The organism is Rhodococcus sp. SORGH_AS_0301 (genome assembly GCF_030818285.1).
Taxonomy (GTDB): Bacteria; Actinomycetota; Actinomycetes; order Mycobacteriales; family Mycobacteriaceae; genus Rhodococcoides.
Window position 1 is genome coordinate 1,761,507 of sequence record NZ_JAUTAC010000002.1, and the last position, 20,909, is coordinate 1,782,415.

At 68.7% G+C, this 20,909-nt stretch carries 16 protein-coding genes; 11 read left to right on the top strand and 5 right to left on the bottom strand.

Annotation, left to right across the window (positions count from 1 at the left end):
* The first annotated feature begins 55 nt into the window (after window positions 1-55).
* From uvrC to ppc, 10 genes are all read left to right on the top strand, one after another.
* The gene (uvrC, locus tag QE397_RS08965; protein WP_307092920.1) at window positions 56-2,269 is read left to right on the top strand and encodes an excinuclease ABC subunit UvrC; all 2,214 of its coding nucleotides are present in this window, start codon (window positions 56-58) and stop codon (window positions 2,267-2,269) included.
* Window positions 2,266-3,183 carry an RNase adapter RapZ gene (gene rapZ / locus QE397_RS08970; protein ID WP_051613222.1) on the top strand — a complete coding sequence of 306 codons (918 nt, stop codon included), beginning with the start codon at window positions 2,266-2,268 and terminating at the stop codon, window positions 3,181-3,183. Before uvrC ends, rapZ begins: the two co-directional genes overlap by 4 nt.
* The gene (gene yvcK, locus QE397_RS08975; protein WP_307092922.1) at window positions 3,180-4,208 is read left to right on the top strand and encodes a uridine diphosphate-N-acetylglucosamine-binding protein YvcK; all 1,029 of its coding nucleotides are present in this window, start codon (window positions 3,180-3,182) and stop codon (window positions 4,206-4,208) included. The genes rapZ and yvcK overlap by 4 nt, the downstream gene beginning before the upstream one ends.
* Complete coding sequence (gene whiA, locus QE397_RS08980; RefSeq protein ID WP_197027771.1) at window positions 4,205-5,182, top strand: DNA-binding protein WhiA; 978 nt, start codon at window positions 4,205-4,207, stop codon at window positions 5,180-5,182. The genes yvcK and whiA overlap by 4 nt, the downstream gene beginning before the upstream one ends.
* A gap of 175 nt (window positions 5,183-5,357) precedes the next feature.
* Window positions 5,358-6,377 carry a type I glyceraldehyde-3-phosphate dehydrogenase gene (gap, locus tag QE397_RS08985; protein WP_027505278.1) on the top strand — a complete coding sequence of 340 codons (1,020 nt, stop codon included), beginning with the start codon at window positions 5,358-5,360 and terminating at the stop codon, window positions 6,375-6,377.
* Window positions 6,378-6,381: 4 nt separating this feature from the next.
* Window positions 6,382-7,593: a phosphoglycerate kinase gene (gene pgk / locus QE397_RS08990; protein WP_222637594.1), complete on the top strand. Its 1,212-nt coding sequence runs from the start codon at window positions 6,382-6,384 to the stop codon at window positions 7,591-7,593.
* Between the two features lie 3 nt (window positions 7,594-7,596).
* A complete protein-coding gene (gene tpiA, locus QE397_RS08995; protein WP_307092926.1) occupies window positions 7,597-8,412 on the top strand; it encodes a triose-phosphate isomerase in 816 nt (271 codons plus the stop codon).
* Window positions 8,413-8,501: 89 nt separating this feature from the next.
* Window positions 8,502-8,735 (top strand): preprotein translocase subunit SecG, encoded by a 234-nt coding sequence (gene secG / locus QE397_RS09000; RefSeq protein WP_027505281.1) that lies wholly within the window; start codon window positions 8,502-8,504, stop codon window positions 8,733-8,735.
* A 29-nt stretch (window positions 8,736-8,764) separates the two neighbouring features.
* On the top strand, window positions 8,765-10,141 hold the full coding sequence (gene mgtE, locus QE397_RS09005; RefSeq protein ID WP_307092928.1) for a magnesium transporter: 1,377 nt from the start codon (window positions 8,765-8,767) through the stop codon (window positions 10,139-10,141).
* Between the two features lie 42 nt (window positions 10,142-10,183).
* Complete coding sequence (gene ppc / locus QE397_RS09010; protein ID WP_056444689.1) at window positions 10,184-12,952, top strand: phosphoenolpyruvate carboxylase; 2,769 nt, start codon at window positions 10,184-10,186, stop codon at window positions 12,950-12,952.
* Window positions 12,953-13,159: 207 nt separating this feature from the next.
* Here ppc and pgl read toward each other — a convergent pair whose 3' ends face one another.
* Genes pgl through tkt form a run of 5 tightly spaced genes read right to left on the bottom strand, consistent with a single transcriptional unit; the run spans window position 13,160 to window position 19,583 of the window.
* Window positions 13,160-13,900 (bottom strand): 6-phosphogluconolactonase, encoded by a 741-nt coding sequence (gene pgl / locus QE397_RS09015; RefSeq protein WP_307092930.1) that lies wholly within the window; start codon window positions 13,898-13,900, stop codon window positions 13,160-13,162.
* Window positions 13,893-14,798: a glucose-6-phosphate dehydrogenase assembly protein OpcA gene (opcA, locus tag QE397_RS09020; protein WP_200933809.1), complete on the bottom strand. Its 906-nt coding sequence runs from the start codon at window positions 14,796-14,798 to the stop codon at window positions 13,893-13,895. The genes pgl and opcA overlap by 8 nt, the downstream gene beginning before the upstream one ends.
* Entirely contained in the window at window positions 14,795-16,354 is a 1,560-nt protein-coding gene (zwf, locus tag QE397_RS09025; RefSeq protein WP_307092932.1) for a glucose-6-phosphate dehydrogenase, read from the bottom strand. Before zwf ends, opcA begins: the two co-directional genes overlap by 4 nt.
* Window positions 16,355-16,357: 3 nt before the next feature.
* The gene (gene tal, locus QE397_RS09030; protein ID WP_027505286.1) at window positions 16,358-17,479 is read right to left on the bottom strand and encodes a transaldolase; all 1,122 of its coding nucleotides are present in this window, start codon (window positions 17,477-17,479) and stop codon (window positions 16,358-16,360) included.
* Between the two features lie 4 nt (window positions 17,480-17,483).
* The gene (tkt, locus tag QE397_RS09035) at window positions 17,484-19,583 is read right to left on the bottom strand and encodes a transketolase (protein WP_027505287.1); all 2,100 of its coding nucleotides are present in this window, start codon (window positions 19,581-19,583) and stop codon (window positions 17,484-17,486) included.
* A gap of 338 nt (window positions 19,584-19,921) precedes the next feature.
* On the opposite strand from tkt, the gene QE397_RS09040 reads away from it, so the two are divergent.
* Window positions 19,922-20,899 (top strand): heme o synthase, encoded by a 978-nt coding sequence (locus tag QE397_RS09040; protein WP_056444679.1) that lies wholly within the window; start codon window positions 19,922-19,924, stop codon window positions 20,897-20,899.
* The last annotated feature ends 10 nt before the right edge of the window (window positions 20,900-20,909 follow it).

A 20,909-nucleotide genomic window follows, 5' to 3' on the forward strand; every position in this document is an offset into this window, starting at 1 on the left:
TTCGCAGCCCGAACGGCGGATTTCGACTGTCGGTCACGACGACTACCGTGGAGCTGTGTCCGACCCCGCTACGTACCGCCCGGCCACCGGAACCATTCCGGTCGAGCCAGGGGTCTACAAATTTCGTGATCCGCACGGCCGCGTCATCTACGTCGGCAAGGCGAAGAGCCTGCGCAGCCGTCTCAATTCCTACTTCGCCGACATCGCCGGCCTGCATCCTCGCACGCGTCAGATGGTCACCACGGCTGCCAGCGTCGAATGGACCGTCGTCACCACCGAGGTGGAGGCGCTCCAGCTCGAGTACAACTGGATCAAGGAGTTCGATCCTCGATTCAACGTCCGGTACCGGGACGACAAGAGCTACCCGATGCTCGCGGTCACGCTCAACGAGGAGTACCCGCGGTTGTTCGTCTACCGCGGGCCCCGGCGCAAGGGTGTGCGCTACTTCGGCCCGTACGCGCACGCGTGGGCGATTCGAGAGACGTTGGACCTGCTGTTGCGGGTGTTCCCGGCGCGGACGTGCTCCGCTGGAGTGTTCAAGCGGCACAACCAGATCGGTCGGCCCTGTCTGCTCGGGTACATCGACAAGTGCTCGGCGCCGTGTGTCGGACGCGTGTCGGCGGCCGAACACCGTGCGACCGTCGAGAACTTCTGCGACTTCCTGTCCGGCAAGACCGACAAGCTCGTCCGCGAGCTCGAGAACCGGATGCAGAAGGCGTCGGAGGACCTGGACTTCGAGACGGCGGCCCGGCTGCGCGACGATGTGGGGGCTCTGCGGCGCGCGCTCGAGAAGCAGGCCGTGGTGCTCGGCGACGGCACCGACGCGGACCTCGTCGCCTTCGCGAGCGACGACCTCGAAGCGGCGGTCCAGGTGTTCCACGTCCGCGGCGGTCGCGTGCGCGGCCAGCGCGGGTGGGTCGTGGAGAAGGCAGGCGAGGTGATCGACGCCGCGGTCGCGGCCGAGGCGACGTCCGCCGGGGCCGACGACCGTGCCGAGGCGCAGGACGCTCCGGTGGACGCGGAGGCGGCGTCCGATCTGCCGGCGCTCGTCGAGCAGTTCCTCACCCAGTTCTACGGTGAGCAGGCCTCGCTCTCGTCGTCCACCGAGGACGCCGCTGCCAACGCCGTACCCCGCGAGGTGCTCGTTCCGGTGTTGCCGCCGAACGCCGACGAGGTGCAGGCGTGGCTCAGTTCGCTGCGCGGGTCCGCGGTGCAGCTGCGGGTGCCTCGTCGCGGCGACAAGAAGGAGCTCGCCAAGACGGTGTATCGCAACGCCGTCGAAGCGCTCCAGCAGCACAAGATGAAGCGTGCGGGCGACTTCACGTCGCGCTCCGCAGCGTTGCAGGGCATCCAGGAAGCGCTCGACCTCGACAGTGCACCGTTGCGTATCGAGTGCATCGACATCTCGCACGTCCAGGGCACCGACGTGGTCGCGTCGCTGGTGGTGTTCGAGGACGGGTTGCCGCGCAAGAGCGACTACCGCCACTACTCCATCAAGGAGGCTGCGGGAGACGGTCACTCGGACGACGTCGCGAGCATCGCCGAGGTCACACGGCGACGGTTCCTGCGTCACGGCAAGGACTCCGGCGGCGATCTGGCTCCCGAGGCCTCCCTCGACCCGCAGACGGGTCGGCCCCGCCGCTTCGCCTATCCGCCGAACCTCTTCGTCGTCGACGGCGGCGCACCGCAGGTGGCCGCGGCGGCCGAGGTGCTCGACGAGCTGGGCGTCACCGACGTCGCGGTGGTGGGCCTCGCGAAACGGCTCGAGGAGGTGTGGGTGCCGGGGGAGAGCGACCCCGTGATCCTGCCGCGCACCAGCGAGTCGCTGTACCTCCTCCAGCGGGTTCGCGACGAGGCGCACCGCTTCGCCATCACGTTCCACCGCAGCAAGCGGTCCAAGCGCATGACGGCGTCCGCGCTGGACTCGGTGCGCGGGCTCGGTGAGGCGCGTCGCACGGCGTTGGTGACGCACTTCGGCTCGGTGGCCAAGCTCAAGCAGGCCGAGGTGTCCGAGATCGTAAAGGTGCCGGGTATCGGCGAGACGACGGCACGCGCCGTCCTCGAGGCACTGGGAGTTCCACAGGACCAGGACGCGTCGGCTGCCGCGGCCACGTCGGAACCGACCGCGGTCCCCGACAACGAAGCGGACAGCGCCCCGGTACGACATGATGAACGCACCGACGGCAGCGACCGTGACGAGCTGCCGGCACCGTCCGGTGAGCCGCTGTCGGTGGCCGCGCATCGAGGAACAGGACACCGGGACGAGTGAACGTGCAGCGAGAGCAGGTGGGTGACCCCGTTCGACCGCACTCCGACATCGACGTCGCTCTGGTCACAGGGCTGTCCGGTGCCGGGCTCGGCACGGCGGCCAAGGTCCTCGAGGACCTGGGCTGGTACGTCGCCGACAACATGCCGCCCGAGCTGATCACTCGCATGATCGAGATCGGTCGCACCTCGGACCCCGGCATCGAGCGGCTCGCCCTGGTGGTCGACGTGCGCAGCCGATTGTTCAACGGCGACGTCGGCACCCTGCTCGCCGACCTGGCAGCGGACGGGGTGCGCCCGCGCGTGCTGTTCCTGGACGCGTCCGACGACGTGCTGATCCGGCGATTCGAATCGGTGCGCCGCAGCCACCCGCTGCAGAACTACGGTGTGGACGGCACGCTCACGGAAGGCATCTCGGACGAGCGGGCCCGGTTGGCCACCGTCAAGGAGGCCGCGGACATCGTCATCGACACGAGCTCGCTCTCCGTGCACGGTCTGCGCGATCGTGTCGCCGCGGCGTTCGGCGACGACGTGGTGGGCACCGTGGCCGTCACCGTCGAGTCCTTCGGCTTCAAGTACGGGGTACCGCTCGACGCGGACGTGCTGTGTGACATGCGTTTCCTCCCGAACCCGCACTGGATCCCCGAGCTGCGCCCGCTCACCGGCAAGGACGCCGGCGTGCGGGACTACGTGCTGGGGCAGCCGGACGCGGAGGAGTACCTCGAGCTGTATCACCGCCTGCTGACGATGACGCTCGCCGGCTACCGGCGCGAGGGCAAGCGATACATGACCGTCGCCGTCGGCTGCACCGGCGGCAAGCATCGCAGCGTCGCCATGACCGAGGCGCTCGCCGAACGGCTGCGTGCCGATGCCGACACCAGCGTCCGCGTCGTGCACCGCGACCTGGGTCGAGAGTGAGCGCGGACGGCGGACGCGACGACGACGCTCCGCACATCGTCGCGCTCGGCGGCGGACACGGCCTCTACGCGACCCTGTCCGCCGTACGGTCGCTCTCCACCCGGGTGACGGCGGTGGTCACCGTGGCCGACGACGGCGGGTCGTCCGGCCGATTACGCGCGGAGCTCGGCATGATCCCGCCCGGCGATCTGCGCATGGCGCTCGCGGCGTTGGCCGCAGACTCTCCGCAGGGCAGGCTCTGGGCGGACATCCTGCAGCACCGCTTCGGCGGCAGCGGCGCGCTCGCCGGGCACTCGGTGGGCAATCTTCTGCTCGCCGGACTGTCCGAGGTGCTCGGTGACCCGGTGGCCGCACTCGACGAGGCCGCGCGGTTGCTCGGTGTCGACGGCCGGGTGCTGCCGATGTCGCCCATCGCCCTGGACATCGAGGCGGACGTGTCGGGACTCGAGTCCGACCCGCGCGTGAGCCGCGTCATCCGTGGGCAGGTCGCCGTCGCCACCACTCCCGGCAAGGTGCGGCGCGTCCGACTGCGCCCGTCGGATCCGCCGGCCACCGAGCAGGCCGTCACCGCTGTGGGCGCCGCCGATCTGGTCGTCCTCGGACCCGGGTCCTGGTTCTCCAGCGTGTTGCCGCACGTCCTCGTGCCCGAGCTCGCCTCGGCGCTGCGCGCCACCGAGGCCCGCAAGGTGCTGGTGCTCAATCTCGGGCCGGAGCCGGGGGAGACCACGGGATTCTCGGCGGAGCGTCATCTCCACGTACTGTCCCAACACGCGCAGGGTTTTCGGGTGCATCACGTGGTGGTCGACTCGACGTCGGTGCCGCCGGGGTCCGAGCGTGATCACCTCGCGCGGGCCGCCGCGGTGTTCGGCGCCGACGTGATCCACGCCGACGTCGCGGGGGCGACACCACACGCACACGACCCGAGCAAGCTCGCGGCCGTGTTCGCCGCTGTTCTCGAGGGCGCCGACCGGGCCGACCTCGACAGCAGCACCGACAGCAGGAAGGGATCGACGTCGTGGCCATGACAGCCGATGTCAAGGACGAACTGAGCCGCCTCACCATCACGGCGGTCAGCTGCCGCAAGGCGGAGGTCGCCGCGTTGCTGCGCTTCGCCGGGGGGCTGCACATCGTGGCCGGTCGCGTCGTCGTCGAGGCGGAGGTGGACCAGCTGTCCATCGCCCGGCGGCTCAAGCGCGAGGTGTTCGATCTGTTCGGCTACAACGCGGACGTGCACTCCATCGGCGCGGGCGGGCTGCGCAAGTCGACCCGCTACATCGTCCGGGTGGCCAAGGACGGCGAGGCCCTGGCGCGCCAGACCGGGCTCCTCGACATGCGTGGTCGGCCGGTGCGCGGACTTCCCGCCCAGGTGGTGGGCGGCACCGTCGCCGATTCCGAGGCGGCGTGGCGCGGTGCGTTCCTCGCGCACGGCTCGCTCACCGAACCCGGTCGATCGTCGGCGCTCGAGGTCAGCTGCCCCGGACCCGAGGCAGCACTCGCGCTGGTCGGCGCCGCCCGCCGGCTCGGTGTGGCGGCCAAGGCGCGAGAGGTGCGCGGCGCCGATCGCGTGGTCGTACGCGACGGCGAGGCCATCGGTGTCCTCCTCACGAGGATGGGCGCCCAGGACACTCGACTGACGTGGGAGGAGCGCCGGATGCGCCGGGAGGTGCGGGCCACGGCGAACCGTCTCGCGAACTTCGACGACGCCAACCTGCGACGCTCCGCGCGGGCGGCCGTCGCGGCCGCGGCGCGGGTCGAGAGGGCGCTCGCGATTCTCGGCGAGGACGTCCCGGACCATCTCGCCGCGGCGGGTCACCTGCGCGTGCAGCACCGCCAGGCGTCGCTCGAGGAGCTCGGGCAGCTCGCCGATCCGCCCATGACGAAGGACGCGGTGGCGGGCCGGATCCGCCGACTGCTGTCCATGGCCGACCGCAAGGCGAAGGACTCGGGCATCCCGGACACGGAGTCGGCCGTCACGGCCGACCTGCTCGACGAGGCATGAGCGCGGGTGCCTGACCGAGAACTGCACCACCCCGAACCATTAGGGTGATCACAGGTCACGGAGCGGCTCGGTCGCCCGTGACGGACACGTCCGCACCATCACGTGCGGTGGAGGAAACCGATGCACGACCCGTGCATCGACGAGGAACACGAGTTTCAACACAAAGGAGCGAACAGTGACGGTTCGGGTTGGCGTGAACGGCTTCGGTCGTATCGGACGTAACTTCTTCCGGGCGGTCGATGCGCAGAAGGCGCTCGGCACCACCGACATCGAGATCGTTGCGGTGAACGACCTCACCGACAACGCAACTCTCGCTCACCTGCTCAAGTACGACTCCATCCTCGGCCGCCTCCCGCACGACGTCTCGCTCGAGGGCGACGACACCATCGTCGTCGGCGACCGCAAGATCAAGGCTCTCTCACTGCGCGAGGGTCCCTCCGCCCTGCCGTGGGGAGACCTGGGCGTCGACGTCGTCGTCGAGTCCACCGGCATCTTCACCGACGCGTCGAAGGCTCAGGGCCACATCGACGCCGGTGCCAAGAAGGTCATCATCTCCGCGCCGGCCAAGGGCGAGGACATCACCATCGTCATGGGCGTCAACGACGACAAGTACGACGGCAGCCAGAACATCATCTCGAACGCCTCGTGCACCACCAACTGCCTCGGCCCCATCGCCAAGGTGCTCGACGACGAGTTCGGCATCGTCAAGGGCCTCATGACCACGATCCACGCCTACACGCAGGATCAGAACCTGCAGGACGGTCCGCACTCGGACCTGCGTCGCGCCCGCGCCGCCGCGCTCAACGTCGTGCCCACGGGCACCGGCGCCGCGAAGGCCATCGGCCTGGTGCTCCCGCAGCTGCTCGGCAAGCTCGACGGCTACGCGCTGCGCGTCCCGATCCCCACGGGTTCGGTCACCGACCTCACCGCCCAGGTGCGCAAGACCGCCTCGGTCGAGGAGATCAACGCGGCCATGAAGGCTGCGGCCGAGGGCCCGCTGAAGGGCATCCTGAAGTACACCGACGCACCGATCGTCTCCTCCGACATCGTCACCGACCCGGCGTCGTCGATCTTCGACTCGGGCCTGACCAAGGTCATCGAGGACCAGGTCAAGATCGTCTCCTGGTACGACAACGAGTGGGGCTACTCCAACCGTCTCGTCGACCTCATCGGACTCGTCGGAAAGTCGCTCTGACCCGATGGCCGTCAAGACACTGCAGGATCTCATCGACGAGGGCGTCGACGGACGCGGCGTCCTCGTCCGTGCCGATTTCAACGTTCCGCTCGACGACGGGCAGATCACGGACGCCGGCCGTATCGAGGCGTCGCTCCCGACGCTGAAGACGCTGCTCGAGGCGGGTGCCAAGCTCATCGTGACCGCGCACCTCGGCCGGCCGGAGGGCAAGCCGGACGCCGCGTTCTCGTTGGCTCCGGTCGCGGCGAAGCTCGGCGAACTGCTGGGACGCCACGTCCAGCTCGCCGGTGACGTCGTCGGTCAGGACGCCGAGGCTCGCGCCGAGGGTCTGACCGACGGAGACGTTCTCCTGCTCGAGAACATCCGCTTCGATCCGCGCGAGACCAGCAAGGACGACGCCGAGCGGCTGGCGCTGGCGAAGGAACTGGCCACGCTGGCCGGCGACGACGCCGCGTTCGTGTCCGACGGTTTCGGTGTCGTGCATCGCAAGCAGGCGTCGGTCTACGACGTCGCGACGCTGCTCCCGCACTACGCGGGCACGCTGGTCGCGACCGAGGTCGACGTCCTGACGAAGCTGACCGAGACCCCCGAGCGTCCCTACGCCGTGGTGCTCGGCGGCTCCAAGGTGTCCGACAAGATCGGTGTCATCGAGGCGCTGGCGCCGAAGGTCGACACGCTGGTCATCGGCGGCGGCATGGCTTTCACCTTCCTTGCGGCGCAAGGGTATTCCGTGGGCACGTCGCTGCTGCAGGAAGATCGCATCGAGACGTGCAAGGACCTGCTCGAGCGTTTCGGTGACGTCATCCACCTTCCGACGGACGTCGTCGTCGCCGACAGCTTCTCCGCCGACGCGGAGTCGAAGACGGTGAAGGCGTCGGAGATCCCCGACGGCTGGATGGGTCTGGACGTGGGGCCCGACTCGGTGGACCGGTTCGAGGCGGTGCTGAGCAACGCCAAGACCATCTTCTGGAACGGTCCCGCCGGAGTCTTCGAGTTCGAGAAGTTCTCGAAGGGCACCGAAGGTATCGCTCGGGCGATCATCGCGGCGACCACGAAAGGCGCGTTCAGTGTCGTGGGCGGGGGCGACTCCGCCGCGGCCGTGCGCACGCTGGGTCTCCCGGACGCCGGTTTCTCGCACATCTCCACCGGTGGCGGTGCCTCCCTCGAGTACCTCGAGGGCAAGCAGCTCCCCGGCCTGTCGGTACTGGAGGGCTGAACCATGACATCTCCACGAGCTTCGCTCGACCGTAAGGCCAGGACCCCGTTCATCGCCGGTAACTGGAAGATGAATCTGAACCACCTCGAGGCCATCGCCCTGGTGCAGAAGATCGCCTTCTCGTTGCCCGCGAAGTACTTCGAGAAGGTCGACGTCGCGGTGATCCCGCCGTTCACCGACATCCGCAGTGTCCAGACGTTGATCGAGGGCGACAAGCTCCTGCTCACGTTCGGCGCGCAGGATCTCTCGCCCCACGACTCCGGCGCGTACACCGGCGACATCAGCGGTGCCTTCCTGGCCAAGCTGGGCTGCACGTACGTCGTGGTCGGGCACTCGGAGCGTCGCGCCGGACACGGCGAGACCGACGAGACGGTGCTCGCCAAGACCAAGGCCGCGCTGAAGCACGGACTCGTGCCGATCGTCTGCATCGGTGAGGGTCTCGAGGTGCGGGAGGCCGGCGAGCACGTGGCGTTCAACGTCGAGCAGCTCCGCGGGTCCCTCGCGGGTCTGAGTGCCGAGGAGATCGGGAAGATCGTCGTCGCCTACGAGCCGGTGTGGGCCATCGGTACCGGCCGCGTGGCCAGTGCCGCGGACGCGCAGGAAGTCTGCGGAGCCATCCGTCAGGAGCTGGCGTCGCTCGCCGACGTCGACACCGCGGCGGCGGTCCGTGTGCTGTACGGCGGATCGGTCAGCTCGAAGAACGTGGGCGAGATCGTCGGCCAGACCGACGTCGACGGTGCACTGGTGGGCGGAGCGTCGCTGAAGGCGGACGAGTTCGCCACCCTGTGTGCCATCGCCGCCGGGGGACCGCTTCCCTGACCCACCGCGCATCACCGATCGAAGGGCACGTCGCACACGCGACGTGCCCTTCGTCGTTCGGCGGCGCGCGGCCTGTAACATTGGCCATCATGCGCACGTTCCTGGACATCCTGCTGGTGGTCACCAGCATCGGCCTGCTCGTCTTCGTCCTGCTGCACCGCGGCAAGGGCGGCGGCCTGTCGAGCCTGTTCGGTGGTGGCGTGCAGTCGTCTCTGTCCGGGTCCAGCGTCGTCGAGAAGAACCTCGACCGTGTCACCGTCTTCACCGGTGTCGTGTGGCTCATCTGCATCCTGGGCATCGGCCTGGAGATCAAGTTCGCCTGATCAGGTGACGTGAGGCCCGGTCGACCGCGATGTCTCGTACCCCCGACACGCCTGACCCGGACACGTCTCTTCCCGACGACGTCTCCGCGCGCATCGATCGCGCCCTCGCTGATCACGATCTGTCCGCCGTCACGGTCGGGCTGTCCCTGGTCTCGGTGGACCAGGCCGTCGATCTTCTCGAGCGCCTGAGCCTGAAGCACCGCGCACTCGTGTTCCGATTGTTGCCGAAAGATCGTGCCCTCGCCGTCTTCGAGGGCCTGCCCGGCACGCTGCAGAGCGACCTCGTCCGCGGACTTCGCGACGAGGATGTCGCGTCGGTCTTCGCCGAACTCGATCCCGACGATCGGGTCGGACTCCTCGACGAGCTCCCCGCCTCGGTCGCCACCCGGTTGATGCTCGGACTCCCGCCGGCCGAGCGTGACCTCACCGCAGCGGTGCTGGGCTACCCGGCCGGGTCCATCGGACGACGCATGAGTCCCGAGTACGTCTCGTGCAGGCCGGACATGACGGCAGCCCAGTGCCTCGACCGAGTACGCGCCCGCGTCGCCGATGCCGAGACGGTCTACACGCTGCCCGTCGTGGACGAGGGCCGCAGCCTGGTCGGCGTCGTCAGCCTGCGCGACCTGATGGTGGCACCCGCGGATGCGCTGGTGCAGGAACTCGTGCACGAGGCGTATTCGGCGCTCGCGACGGACGATGCAGAATCCGCGGCACGACGCTGCGCCGACCGCAAAGTGCTCGCGCTGCCCGTCGTCGACGCCGAGGCCCGGCTCGTCGGCATCCTGACGGTGGACGACGCCCTCGCGATCCTCGAGGAGGCAGAGTCCGAGGACCAGGCGCGCCTGAGTGGATACGAGCCGTTGCGGCGGCCCTACCTCGCGACACCGGTCCTGTCGGTCGTCCGGTCCCGGGTGGTGTGGCTTCTCGTACTGGCGATCGGAGCCACGCTGACCGTCCACGTGCTCGAGATCTTCGAGGCGACGCTCGAACAGAAGGTGGTGCTGTCGCTGTTCGTGCCGCTGCTGATCGGCACGGGCGGCAACACCGGAAACCAAGCGGCGACGACCGTGACCAGGGCCCTGGCACTCGACGACGTCCGGCCGCGGGACATCCTCGCCGTCGTCGGACGCGAGATGCGTGTCGGTGTCAGTCTGGGCCTGCTTCTCGGTGGTGTCGGGTTCGCGGTCGCCTCCCTGGTCTACGACACGTCGATCGGCACCGTCATCGGACTCACCCTGCTGAGCATCTGCACGATGGCCGCGACCGTGGGCGGAGCGATGCCGCTGATCGGCAAGGCCGTCCGGGTGGACCCGGCGGTGTTCTCGAACCCGTTCATCACCACGTTCGTCGACGCGACCGGATTGATCGTCTACTTTCTCATCGCGCGGGCAGTGTTGGGGCTCTAGCCCCGCGCTGCGGTCCGGGGGTGCGCCGACGATACTGTCCACATGACAGTCGTGGATCCAGGTCTGCCCGCCACCGAACCTCTGCGAGAGGACATTCGGCTCCTCGGTGGAATACTCGGTTCCGTCGTCCGGGACCACGAGGGCGAGGAGATCTTCGACCTCGTCGAGCAGGCCCGAGTGGAGTCGTTCCGCGTGCGGCGGTCGGAGATCGATCGCGGCGAACTCGCCCGGCTCTTCGACGGCATCGACATCACGCGTGCCATCCCGGTGATCCGGGCGTTCAGTCACTTCTCGCTTCTCGCCAACCTGGCGGAGGACATTCACCGCGAGCGCCGCCGCGCCGTGCACGTGCGTGCCGGGGAGCCGCCCCAGGACAGCAGTCTCGCCTCCACCTACAGCAAGCTCGATGCGGCGCGCCTCGACGCCGCCACGGTGGAGGACCTGCTCCGTGACGCCCTGGTGTCGCCCGTCATCACCGCGCATCCCACCGAGACGCGTCGCCGCACCGTGTCGGAGATCCAGAGCCGCATCACCGATCTGATGCGCTTCCGTGAGCGCACGGAACTGGACGACACCGAGATCGCGGAGACCGACGCGAAGATCGAGCGGCAGATCCTCGCACTGTGGCAGACGGCGCTGATCCGGCTGTCCCGCTTGCGGATCCAGGACGAGATCGAGGTGGGTCTGCGCTACTACGACATGTCGCTCTTCGACGTGATCCCGCGCATCAACACCGAGCTGCGGGCAGCGCTCCGCAGCCGTTGGCCGGATGCCGACCTGCTGACGCAGCCGATGCTGCGACCCGGATCGTGGATCGGCGGCGACCGGGACGGCAACCCCTTCGTCACCGGGGAGATCGTGCACCGCGCGACCAACCGTGCCGCGCAGGTCGCGTTCACCCGGTATCTCGCGGATCTCGTCGGTCTCGAGCACGAGCTGTCCATGTCGGCTCGGTTGATCGACGTGGACGCGGACCTGCAGGCCCTGGCCGATGCGTCGAAGGACGAGTCGGCGTTCCGTGCGGACGAGCCCTTCCGCCGAGCTGTGCGCGGTATCCGCGGGCGACTGTCGGCGACGGCGCGCCGCATGCTGGACGTGGTTCCGGACAACACCCTCGACTCGCCGGAACTCGAGCCGTACGGCGCCCCGCAGGAGATGCTCGACGATCTGGACCTGCTGGACCGCTCGTTGCGGCGCACGGCCAACGGCGTCATCGCCGACGACCGACTCGCGACGCTCCGGCAGGCGCTCGAGACCTTCGGGTTCCACCTGTCCGGGCTCGACATGCGGCAGAACTCCGAGATCCACGAACAGGTCGTGGCGGAGTTGCTGGCCTGGGCGGGCGTCCACGCGGACTACGCGTCACTGTCCGAGGACGAGCGCGTCGCGATCCTCTCCGCCGAGCTCGAGACGCGGAGACCCCTCATCGGGCCCCGCGCGGAGTTCAGCGAGCAGACGGCCAAGGAGCTGGCGATCGTCGAGTCCGCCGCGGACGCCGTGCGCACGTTCGGCGGCGGCGCGGTGCCGAACTACATCATCAGCATGTGCACCTCGGTCAGCGACATGCTCGAGGCCGCGGTGCTGCTCAAGGAGGCGGGCATCCTCGATCCCGGCGACGCCGAGACGGGTCCGTCCTCGCCCGTCGGTGTGGTGCCGCTGTTCGAGACGATCGACGATCTCCAGCAGGGCGCGGCGACCCTCACCGCGACGTTGTCCATCCCCGTCTACCGCGCGCTGGTGACGTCCCGCGGGGACAACCAGGAAGTCATGCTGGGGTACTCCGACTCCAACAAGGACGGCGGGTACCTGGCCGCGAACTGGGCGCTCTACCGTGCCGAACTCGACCTCGTCGAGGCTGCACGCGCCGCCGGGATCCGGCTACGACTGTTCCACGGCCGCGGTGGCACCGTGGGCCGCGGCGGTGGCCCGAGCTACGACGCCATCCTCGCGCAGCCGACCGGTGCGGTCACCGGCTCGCTGCGGATCACCGAGCAGGGCGAGGTGATCGCGGCGAAGTACGCGGAACCCCGCCTGGCGCGCCGCAACCTCGAGACGCTGTTGGCGGCGACCATCGAGAGCACGTTGCTCGACGTCGAGGGGCTCGGGGACGACGCCGAGCCGGCCTACGCGCTGCTCGACGATCTGGCGGCACGCGCCCAGGCCGCGTACGGGGCACTGGTCCACGAGACGCCGGGCTTCGTCGAGTACTTCCGGATGTCCACACCGGTCGCCGAGATCGGGGAGCTCAACATCGGCAGCCGGCCGGCGTCGCGGAAGCCCACCAACTCGGTGTACGACCTGCGGGCGATCCCGTGGGTGATGTCGTGGAGTCAGTCGCGGGTGATGTTGCCCGGCTGGTACGGGGTGGGTACCGCGTTCGAGGACTGGGTCGGCGGCGACGCGGACAAGCTGGCCACGTTGACCGATCTGTACCGGCGGTGGCCGTTCTTCCGGACGGTGCTGTCCAACATGGCGCAGGTCATGGCCAAGTCGGATCTGGGGCTCGCCGCCCGGTACTCCGAACTGGTGCCGGACGAGCAGCTCCGCAAGACCGTGTTCGACATGATCTCGACCGAGCATGCCAAGACCGTGTCGATGTACCTGAAGATCACCGGGCACGACGGGCTGCTCGACGACAACCCGGCGCTGGCGCGGTCGGTGTTCAACCGCTTCCCGTACCTCGAGCCGCTGAACCACCTGCAGGTGGAACTACTCGCACAGCTGCGGGCGGGAGACGATCGCGAGCAGGTCAAGCGCGGCATCCTGCTGACCATGAACGGGCTCGCGACCGCGTTGCGCAACAGCGGATAGAGGGAACCGCGCGGACCCTCCCGGCGTCGAACAGAACAGACCCATTCGACGCCGGGAGGATCTCCGTCATGACTCCGCAGAACCAACACCGTTGCACCGCAACCGCATCCGCGTGGCGCAGGGGAGTGCCCCGGCGTCGACCAGAGGCCTCGACACCCGTCCGACCGAAGGACGATCAGCCCGGACGGCCGCCGGCCTGACCGTCGCTCAGAGGCGGGACGCCGACCCCGCGTCCAGAAACCACACGGTCGACTCGAGGCCGTGTGCGCCGGCGGCCGGATGCTCGACCGGGTCCGCGCCCCCGACACAGGCGGCGACGGCATCGGCCTTGCCCTCGCCCGAGACGAGGAACCACGCGTGCCGAGACCTGTTCACCGCCGGGAGCGTCAGCGTGATGCGCACGGGAGGCGGCTTGGGGGAGTCGGTCACGGCCACGACCCAGCGTGACTTCTCCTGCACCGCGTCACCGTGGGCGAAGAGGGAGTTGACGTGAGAATCCGGGCCCATGCCGAGCAGGTGGATGTCGAAGGCGGGTCCGTCCTCCGGTGCGAAAGCTGCCACCGACTGCAGGTAGGTCACCGCCGCGGCCTCGACGTCGTCGCCCAGCGGCGAGTCGGACGGGGCCATGACGTGCACGCGGTCGGGATCGACGCCGACGTGATCGAGCAGGGCGTCCCTGGCCTGCACGTAGTTGCGTTCCGGGTCGCCCTCGGGGAGGAAGCGTTCGTCACCGAAGAAGACGTCGACGGCGGACCAGTCGATGTCGCCGCCGAGGTCGCGGACAGCGGCCAGGGTCGCGACGCCGGTGCCGCCACCGGTCAGCACGACGGATGCGGTACCGCGTGCTCGCTGGGCGTCGACGACCACCGACACGAATCGCTCGGCTGCGGCGCGGGCGAGAGCCGCCGTGTCGTCGGAACAGTGGATCTCCGGTCGTGTCTCACTCATAGGTCACCTTCGTCAGGCCGGCGAGGGCCTCTTCGTAGATCTCGTCACGGTCGAGTCGACGCAGCTCCTCCGCGAGGCAGTCGCGGGTCTCTCGCCGGGCGAGTGAGACCAGCGTGTCCGGTTGTCCGGTGCGGATGAGGGTGGCCGTGGTGCCGGTCTGCGGCCTGCTGATGGACACGGTGCTGTCGGCCAGCTCCATCTCCACGCGCAGTTCGCCGACCTTGCGCACCACGGGGACGTCGAGGCGGGCGGCGAACCACCCGGCGAGGATGTCCAGTGCGGGCTCCTCGCGCAGACCCGACACGGTCACCGAGCGCACCGGCTCGGCCTGCTGGTCGAGTGCCGTGGTGAGCAGCGCACGCCAATAGGTGATGCGCGACCAGGCGAGGTCGGAATCGCCCTCGGCGTACGACTCGAGTCGCGACGAGATGGCGGCGCGCGGGTCGGGTGAGTTGGTCGCGTCGGTGATCCGGCGGATGGCGAGTCGGCCCACCGGGTCCTCTTTCGGGACCGCCGGTGCTCCGCTCGGCCACCAGGCCACCACGGGGGTGTCGGGCAGCAGGAAGGGGAGAACGACGCTCTGCTCGTGTTCCGACAGCTCGCCCCGTAGTCGCAGGAAGACCACCTCGGACGCGCCCGCGTCGCCGCCGACGCGGATCTGCGCGTCCAGCACGTCGTCGTCGTCGCGATCACCGCGGGCCAACACGATCACACGACACGGGTGCTCCCGGCTGGCCTCGTTGGCCGCCTCGATCGCGGCTTCGAACTTCGCGGGATCACGGATGACGACCACCAGGGTGAGCACCCGACCGAGCGTGACGGCGCCGCCCGATTCGCGGAGCTCCACCAGCTTCTTCGAGACGGCACCGGTGGTGGTGGCGGGCAGATCGACGATCACGGCCTTCTCCATTCGCGTCCGGTGCGCTGCATCATCTCGTTGGCCGAGTCGGGGCCCCACGTGCCGGCCTCGTACGGATCGGCCGCACCTCCGGACGCCCAGTACTCGAGGATGGGGTCGAGGATCTTCCACGACAGCTCGACCTCGGCATTGACCGGGAAGAGCGACGGCTCACCGAGCAGCACGTCGAGGATGAGCCGCTCGTACGCCTCGGGCGACGACTCGGTGAAGGCCTGGCCGTAACTGAAGTCCATGCTGACGTCCCGCACCTGCATGCTGGACCCCGGCACCTTCGATCCGAAGCGCAGCGTGACGCCCTCGTCGGGCTGCACGCGGATGACGAGTGCGTTCTGGCCCAGTTCCTCGGTCATCGTGGCGTCGAACGGCAGGTGCGGTGCGCGTTTGAAGATCATCGCGATCTCGGTCACGCGCCGCCCGAGCGACTTCCCCGTGCGGAGGTAGAACGGCACGCCGCCCCACCGCCGGGTGTCCACCTCGAGGGTGATGGCCGCGTAGGTCTCGGTGTTCGACTCCGCGTCGAACCCCTCCTCCTCCTTGAGCCCCTTCACCTTCTGGCTGCCCTGCCACCCCGAGGTGTACTGCCCCCGGGCAGCGGTCTGCGCGAACGGCTCCGCCAGACGCGTCGACGAGAGGACCTTGATCTTCTCGCTCTGCAGCTCACTGGGGCTGAAGCTGACCGGCTCCTCCATCGCGGTGATGGCGAGCAACTGCAGCAGGTGGTTCTGGATCACGTCGCGCGCAGCGCCGATGCCGTCGTAGTACCCCGCTCGACCCCCCAGGCCGATGTCCTCGGCCATCGTGATCTGCACGTGGTCCACGTAGTGGGCGTTCCAGATCGGGTCGAACAGCTGGTTGGCGAAGCGCAGCGCCAGGATGTTCTGGACCGTCTCCTTGCCGAGGTAGTGGTCGATGCGGAAGACGCGATCCTCCGGGAACACCCGGTTGACGATCGCGTTGAGCTCCTTCGCGCTCGCAAGATCGTGGCCGAAGGGCTTCTCGATCACCACTCGACGCCAGTGCCGCGGCGCCTCGCCCTCGGTCTCCGGCCCGGTGGCGAGACCGGACGCCGACAACTGCTCGAGCACCGTCGGGAACGCGCCCGGCGGGATGGACAGGTAGAACGCGTGGTTCCCACCGGTTCCGCGCTCGACGTCGAGTTCCGCGAGCGTTCTCGTGAGCTGATCGAACGCCGAGGCGTCGTCGAACGACCCCTGCACGAAGCGGATGCCTTCCGACAACCGTTCCCACACGTCCTCACGGAACGGCGTCCGGGAGTGCTCCCGGACCGCGTCGTGGACGATGGTGCCGAAGTCCTGATCCGACCATTCACGCCGGGCGAACCCGACCAGCGCGAACCCGGGCGGCAGGAGCCCACGGTTCGCGAGGTCGTACACCGCCGGCATCAACTTCTTGCGCGCCAGGTCGCCGGTGACACCGAAGATCACCAGGCTGCAGGGCCCGGCGATCCTCGGGAGACGCTTGTCTCTGCTGTCACGGAGCGGATTCACCCAGGGTGTGGCTGACTCCGTCGCCACGGTTCAGCTCTTCGACGCGGCGGAGAGTTGCTCGGAGGTGGCATCGAGCAGTTCGCCCCACGACGCCTCGAACTTCTGGACGCCCTCGTTCTCGAGCACGAGGAAGACGTCGGTCAGGTCGATACCCAGTGCACTGATGGCGTCGAAGACGGCCTGCGACTCCTGACCCTTGCCCGTGATGGTGTCGCCGGTGACCTCGCCGTGGTCGGCGAAGGCGTCCATCGTCTTCTCGGGCATGGTGTTGACGGTGTTCGGGGCGACCAGCTCGGACACGTACAGCGTGTCGGGCAGGGTCGGGTCCTTCACTCCGGTGGAGGCCCAGAGCGGGCGCTGCGGCCGGGCGTTGTCGGTCAGCATGCCCTGGAAACGCGACCCGATCTCGAAGACCTGCTGGTAGGCGACGTACGCGAGGCGTGCGTTGGCCAGTGCGGCCTTGCCCTTCAGGTCGGTCGCCTCCGGTGTTCCGATGGCGTCGAGACGCTTGTCGATCTCGGTGTCGACGCGCGAGACGAAGAACGACGCGACCGAGTGGATCGACGACAGGTCATGGCCCGCGGCCTTCGCCGACTCGAGTCCCTCGAGGTAGGCGTTCATGACGGCCTCGTAGCGCTCGACCGAGAAGATGAGCGTGACGTTGACGCTGATGCCCTCGCCGATGACCTTGGCGATGGCGGGGATGCCGGCCTCGGTGGCGGGGATCTTGATCAGGACGTTGGGCCGGTCGACGATCTTCCACAGCTCGATCGCCTGCGCGACCGTCTTGTCGGTGTCGTGGGCCAGGCGGGGATCGACCTCGATGGACACCCGTCCGTCGACTCCGTTGGTCGCCTCGTACACCGGTGCGAGCACGTCGCACGCATTGCGGACGTCGTCGGTGGTGACCGTGCGGATGACGGAATCGACGTCGGCACCGCGAGCGGCGAGCTCGTTCACCTGCTCGTCGTACGAGGTGCCCTTCGACAGGGCGGCCTGGAAGATCGACGGGTTCGTGGTGACGCCGACGACCGACTTGGAGTCGATCAGGTCCTTCAGGTTGCCTGAGGAGATCCGGTCACGGGAGAGGTCGTCCAGCCAGACCGAGACTCCGGCGGCGGACAGGTCTGCGAGATTCTGGTTCTGAGTCATGCTGTCATCCCTTCACGTTGGTGATGGAGCGCTGAGCTGCGGCCACGACGGCCTCGGCCGTGAAGCCGTACTCGCGGAAGAGCGTCGCCGCGTCCGCGGACTCGCCGAAGTGCTCGAGCGAGATGATCTCGCCGAAGCCGCCGACGATCTTGTACCAGGGCATCGCGATGCCGGCCTCGATGGAGACACGGGCCTTCACGGTGGGCGGAAGGACCTGGTCGCGGTAGTTCTGGTCCTGGCTCTCGAACCACTCGACACACGGCATCGAGACGACGCGCGCCGCGATGTCCTGCGCCTCGAGAAGCTTCTGTGCCTCCACGGCGTACTGCACCTCGGAACCGGTCGCGACGATGATCACGTCGGGTGCGGCCTTGGACGACTCGACCAGGACGTACCCGCCCTTGGAGACACCCTCGTAGCTGGTGCCGTCGAGAATCGGGATGCCCTGACGGGTGAGCGCGAGGCCGACGGGTCCGCTGCTCGACGAGCGCGCGAGCACCGCGCGCCAGGCGTGGGCGGTCTCGTTCGCATCGCCGGGGCGCACGACCGAGAGGTTCGGGATCGCGCGCAGCGCCGCGAGGTGTTCGACCGGCTGGTGCGTCGGGCCGTCCTCGCCGAGACCGACGGAGTCGTGGGTCCAGACGTAGATGGGATCGATGTCCATGAGGGACGCGAGGCGCACCGCGGGACGCATGTAGTCACTGAACTGCATGAAGGTGCCGCCGTACGCACGCGTCGGTCCGTGCATGACGATGCCGGACAGGATCGCGCCCATCGCGTGCTCGCGGATACCGAAGTGCAGCGTGCGGCCGTAGGGCTCGGCGTCCCAGTCGTCGGTGGAGATCGACGTCGGGCCGAAGGACTTGGCGCCCTTCATGGTGGTGTTGTTGCTGCCGGCGAGGTCGGCGGAGCCGCCCCACAGCTCCGGCAGGACCGGGCCGACGGCACTGAGGACCTCACCGGACGCGGCGCGCGTCGCGATGGCCTTGCCGCCCGGCTCCCAGGTGGGGAGGACGTCGGTCCATCCGTCGGGCAGCGTGCCCTCGGTCAGACGGTCCAGCAGGCGGCGACGGTCGGGCTCGCGCTCGCTCCACGCGTCGAAGTCCTTGCTCCACGCCTCGTGCGCCGCGCGGCCACGCGCCTGCAGGCCGCGGGTGTGCTCGATGACCTCGTCGGTGACCTCGAACGTCTTCTCGGGATCGAAGCCGAGCGCCTTCTTCACGGCGGCGACCTCGTCGTCACCCAGAGCGGCACCGTGGACGGCGCCGGTGTTCATCATCGTGGGGGCCGGGAAGCCGATGATGGTGCGCAGCACGATGATCGAGGGCTTGTCGGTGACGGCCTTGGCCGCCTCGACCGCCTCCTCGATGGCGGTGACGTTCTCGCCGCCCTCGACGACCTGCACGTGCCAGCCGTACGCCTCGTAGCGCTTGGCGGTGTCCTCGGACAGCGCGATGTCGGTGGAGTGCTCGATGGAGATCTTGTTGTCGTCGTAGAACAGGATCAGGTTGCCGAGCTGCTGCGTGCCGGCGAGTGAGGACGCCTCGGAGGTGATGCCCTCCTCGATGTCGCCGTCGGACGCGATGACGTAGACGTAGTGATCGAACGGGCTGTCGCCCCATGCGGGCTCGGGATCGAAGAGTCCACGCTCACGGCGCGACGCCATGGCCATGCCGACGGCCGAGGCCAGGCCCTGACCGAGCGGGCCGGTGGTGATCTCGACGCCCTTGGTGTGGCGGAACTCCGGGTGGCCGGGGGTCTTCGACTTGAACGTGCGCAGCGCCTCGAGATCGGCGAGCTCGAGGCCGAAGCCGCCCAGGTAGAGCTGGATGTACAGCGTGAGGCTCGAGTGACCGCACGAGAGCACGAAGCGATCGCGGCCGATCCACGTGGTGTCCGTGGGATCGTGGCGCATCGTGCGCTGGAAGAGCGAGTACGCCAGGGGAGCGAGGCTCATGGCGGTTCCGGGGTGGCCGTTGCCGACCTTCTGCACCGCGTCGGCAGCGAGAACACGCACAGTGTCCACCGCCCGTGTGTCCAGATCGGTCCAGTCGCTCGGATGGTGAGCGCTGGTGAGAACGGTGATGTCGTCTGTGATCGACACGGGTGGAGATCTCCTGACACTGTCGGGGTGGGGGGTGGCCAGTAGTGCACGGACGCGGCGCACTCGTCGCCGCTCCGCGCGTGATGAGCCTAGTTCCCCGGCGGGTCGGTCGGGGATACCCGGTTCACGGTCGAGCCTAGTTCCGTCCGGGACGCCTCGCTGGTTCCGCGACGGGTGGTCCGCCGCCGATCCGTCACACGACGCCCGAACCATCCGACTACCCGCCGATTGGGGTGATGACACAGGCGGCGTCTACCATCGCTTGTAGTAGCACCATTCCGCTCGGTAACTGGGCCGGGTGGTGGAGCGGACGGTGCGAGAGGGAGATTCGAGTGGGTATGCGGCAGAGCCCGAGCGGACACGGGTTCACCGACAGTCCGACCCGGGACGTGTCGACCGCTCCCACGTCGAGACTCGGCCGGCTGACGGCCAAACCCGCCGCCTACATCGCGCTGACGAAACCGCGCGTGATCGAGCTCCTCCTGGTCGCGACCATCCCCACGATGCTCCTCGCGGACCGCGGCACGGTGAACCTCCCGCTGCTGTTCGCCACGCTGTTCGGCGGGTGGATGGGTGCCGCCAGCGCCAACACGCTGAACTGCGTCGTCGACGCGGACATCGACAAGGTCATGAAGCGCACCGCGCGGCGGCCCCTGGCCCGCGAGGCCGTGCCGACGTCGCACGCCTTCGTCTTCGGCGCGCTCCTCGGAGTCGGGTCCTTCCTCTGGCTCTGGTGGGCGGCGAACCTCCTCAGTGGGATCCTGGTCGTCGCGACGATTCTGTTCTACGTCCTCGTCTACACGATGGTGCTCAAGCGCCGGACCTCGCAGAACGTGGTCTGGGGCGGTGCCGCGGGATGCATGCCCGCACTCGTCGGATGGTCCGCCGTGACCGGGACCGTCGGGTGGCAGGCGATCGTCCTGTTCCTCGTCATCTTCTTCTGGACTCCGCCCCACACATGGGCCCTGGCCATGCGCTACAAGGACGACTACAAGGCGGCGGGTGTGCCCATGCTGCCCGTCGTCGCCACCGAACAGGTCGTCACCCGGCAGATCGTCCTCTACACCTGGGCCACGGTTGCGGCCACGGCTGCGTTGATCCCGGCGGCCGGTGTCGTCTACGCCGCGGTCGCCCTGGCGGCGGGTGCCTGGTTCCTCCTCATGGCGCACCAGCTCTACTCGGGCGTGCGACGCGGCGAGGCCGTGAAGCCGCTGCGCCTGTTCCTGCAGTCGAACAACTACCTCGCGGTCGTCTTCATCGGTCTCGCCGTCGACTCCGTGCTCGGGATGTCCACGGTCTCCGACTTCTTCTCCTGACACCCGCTCC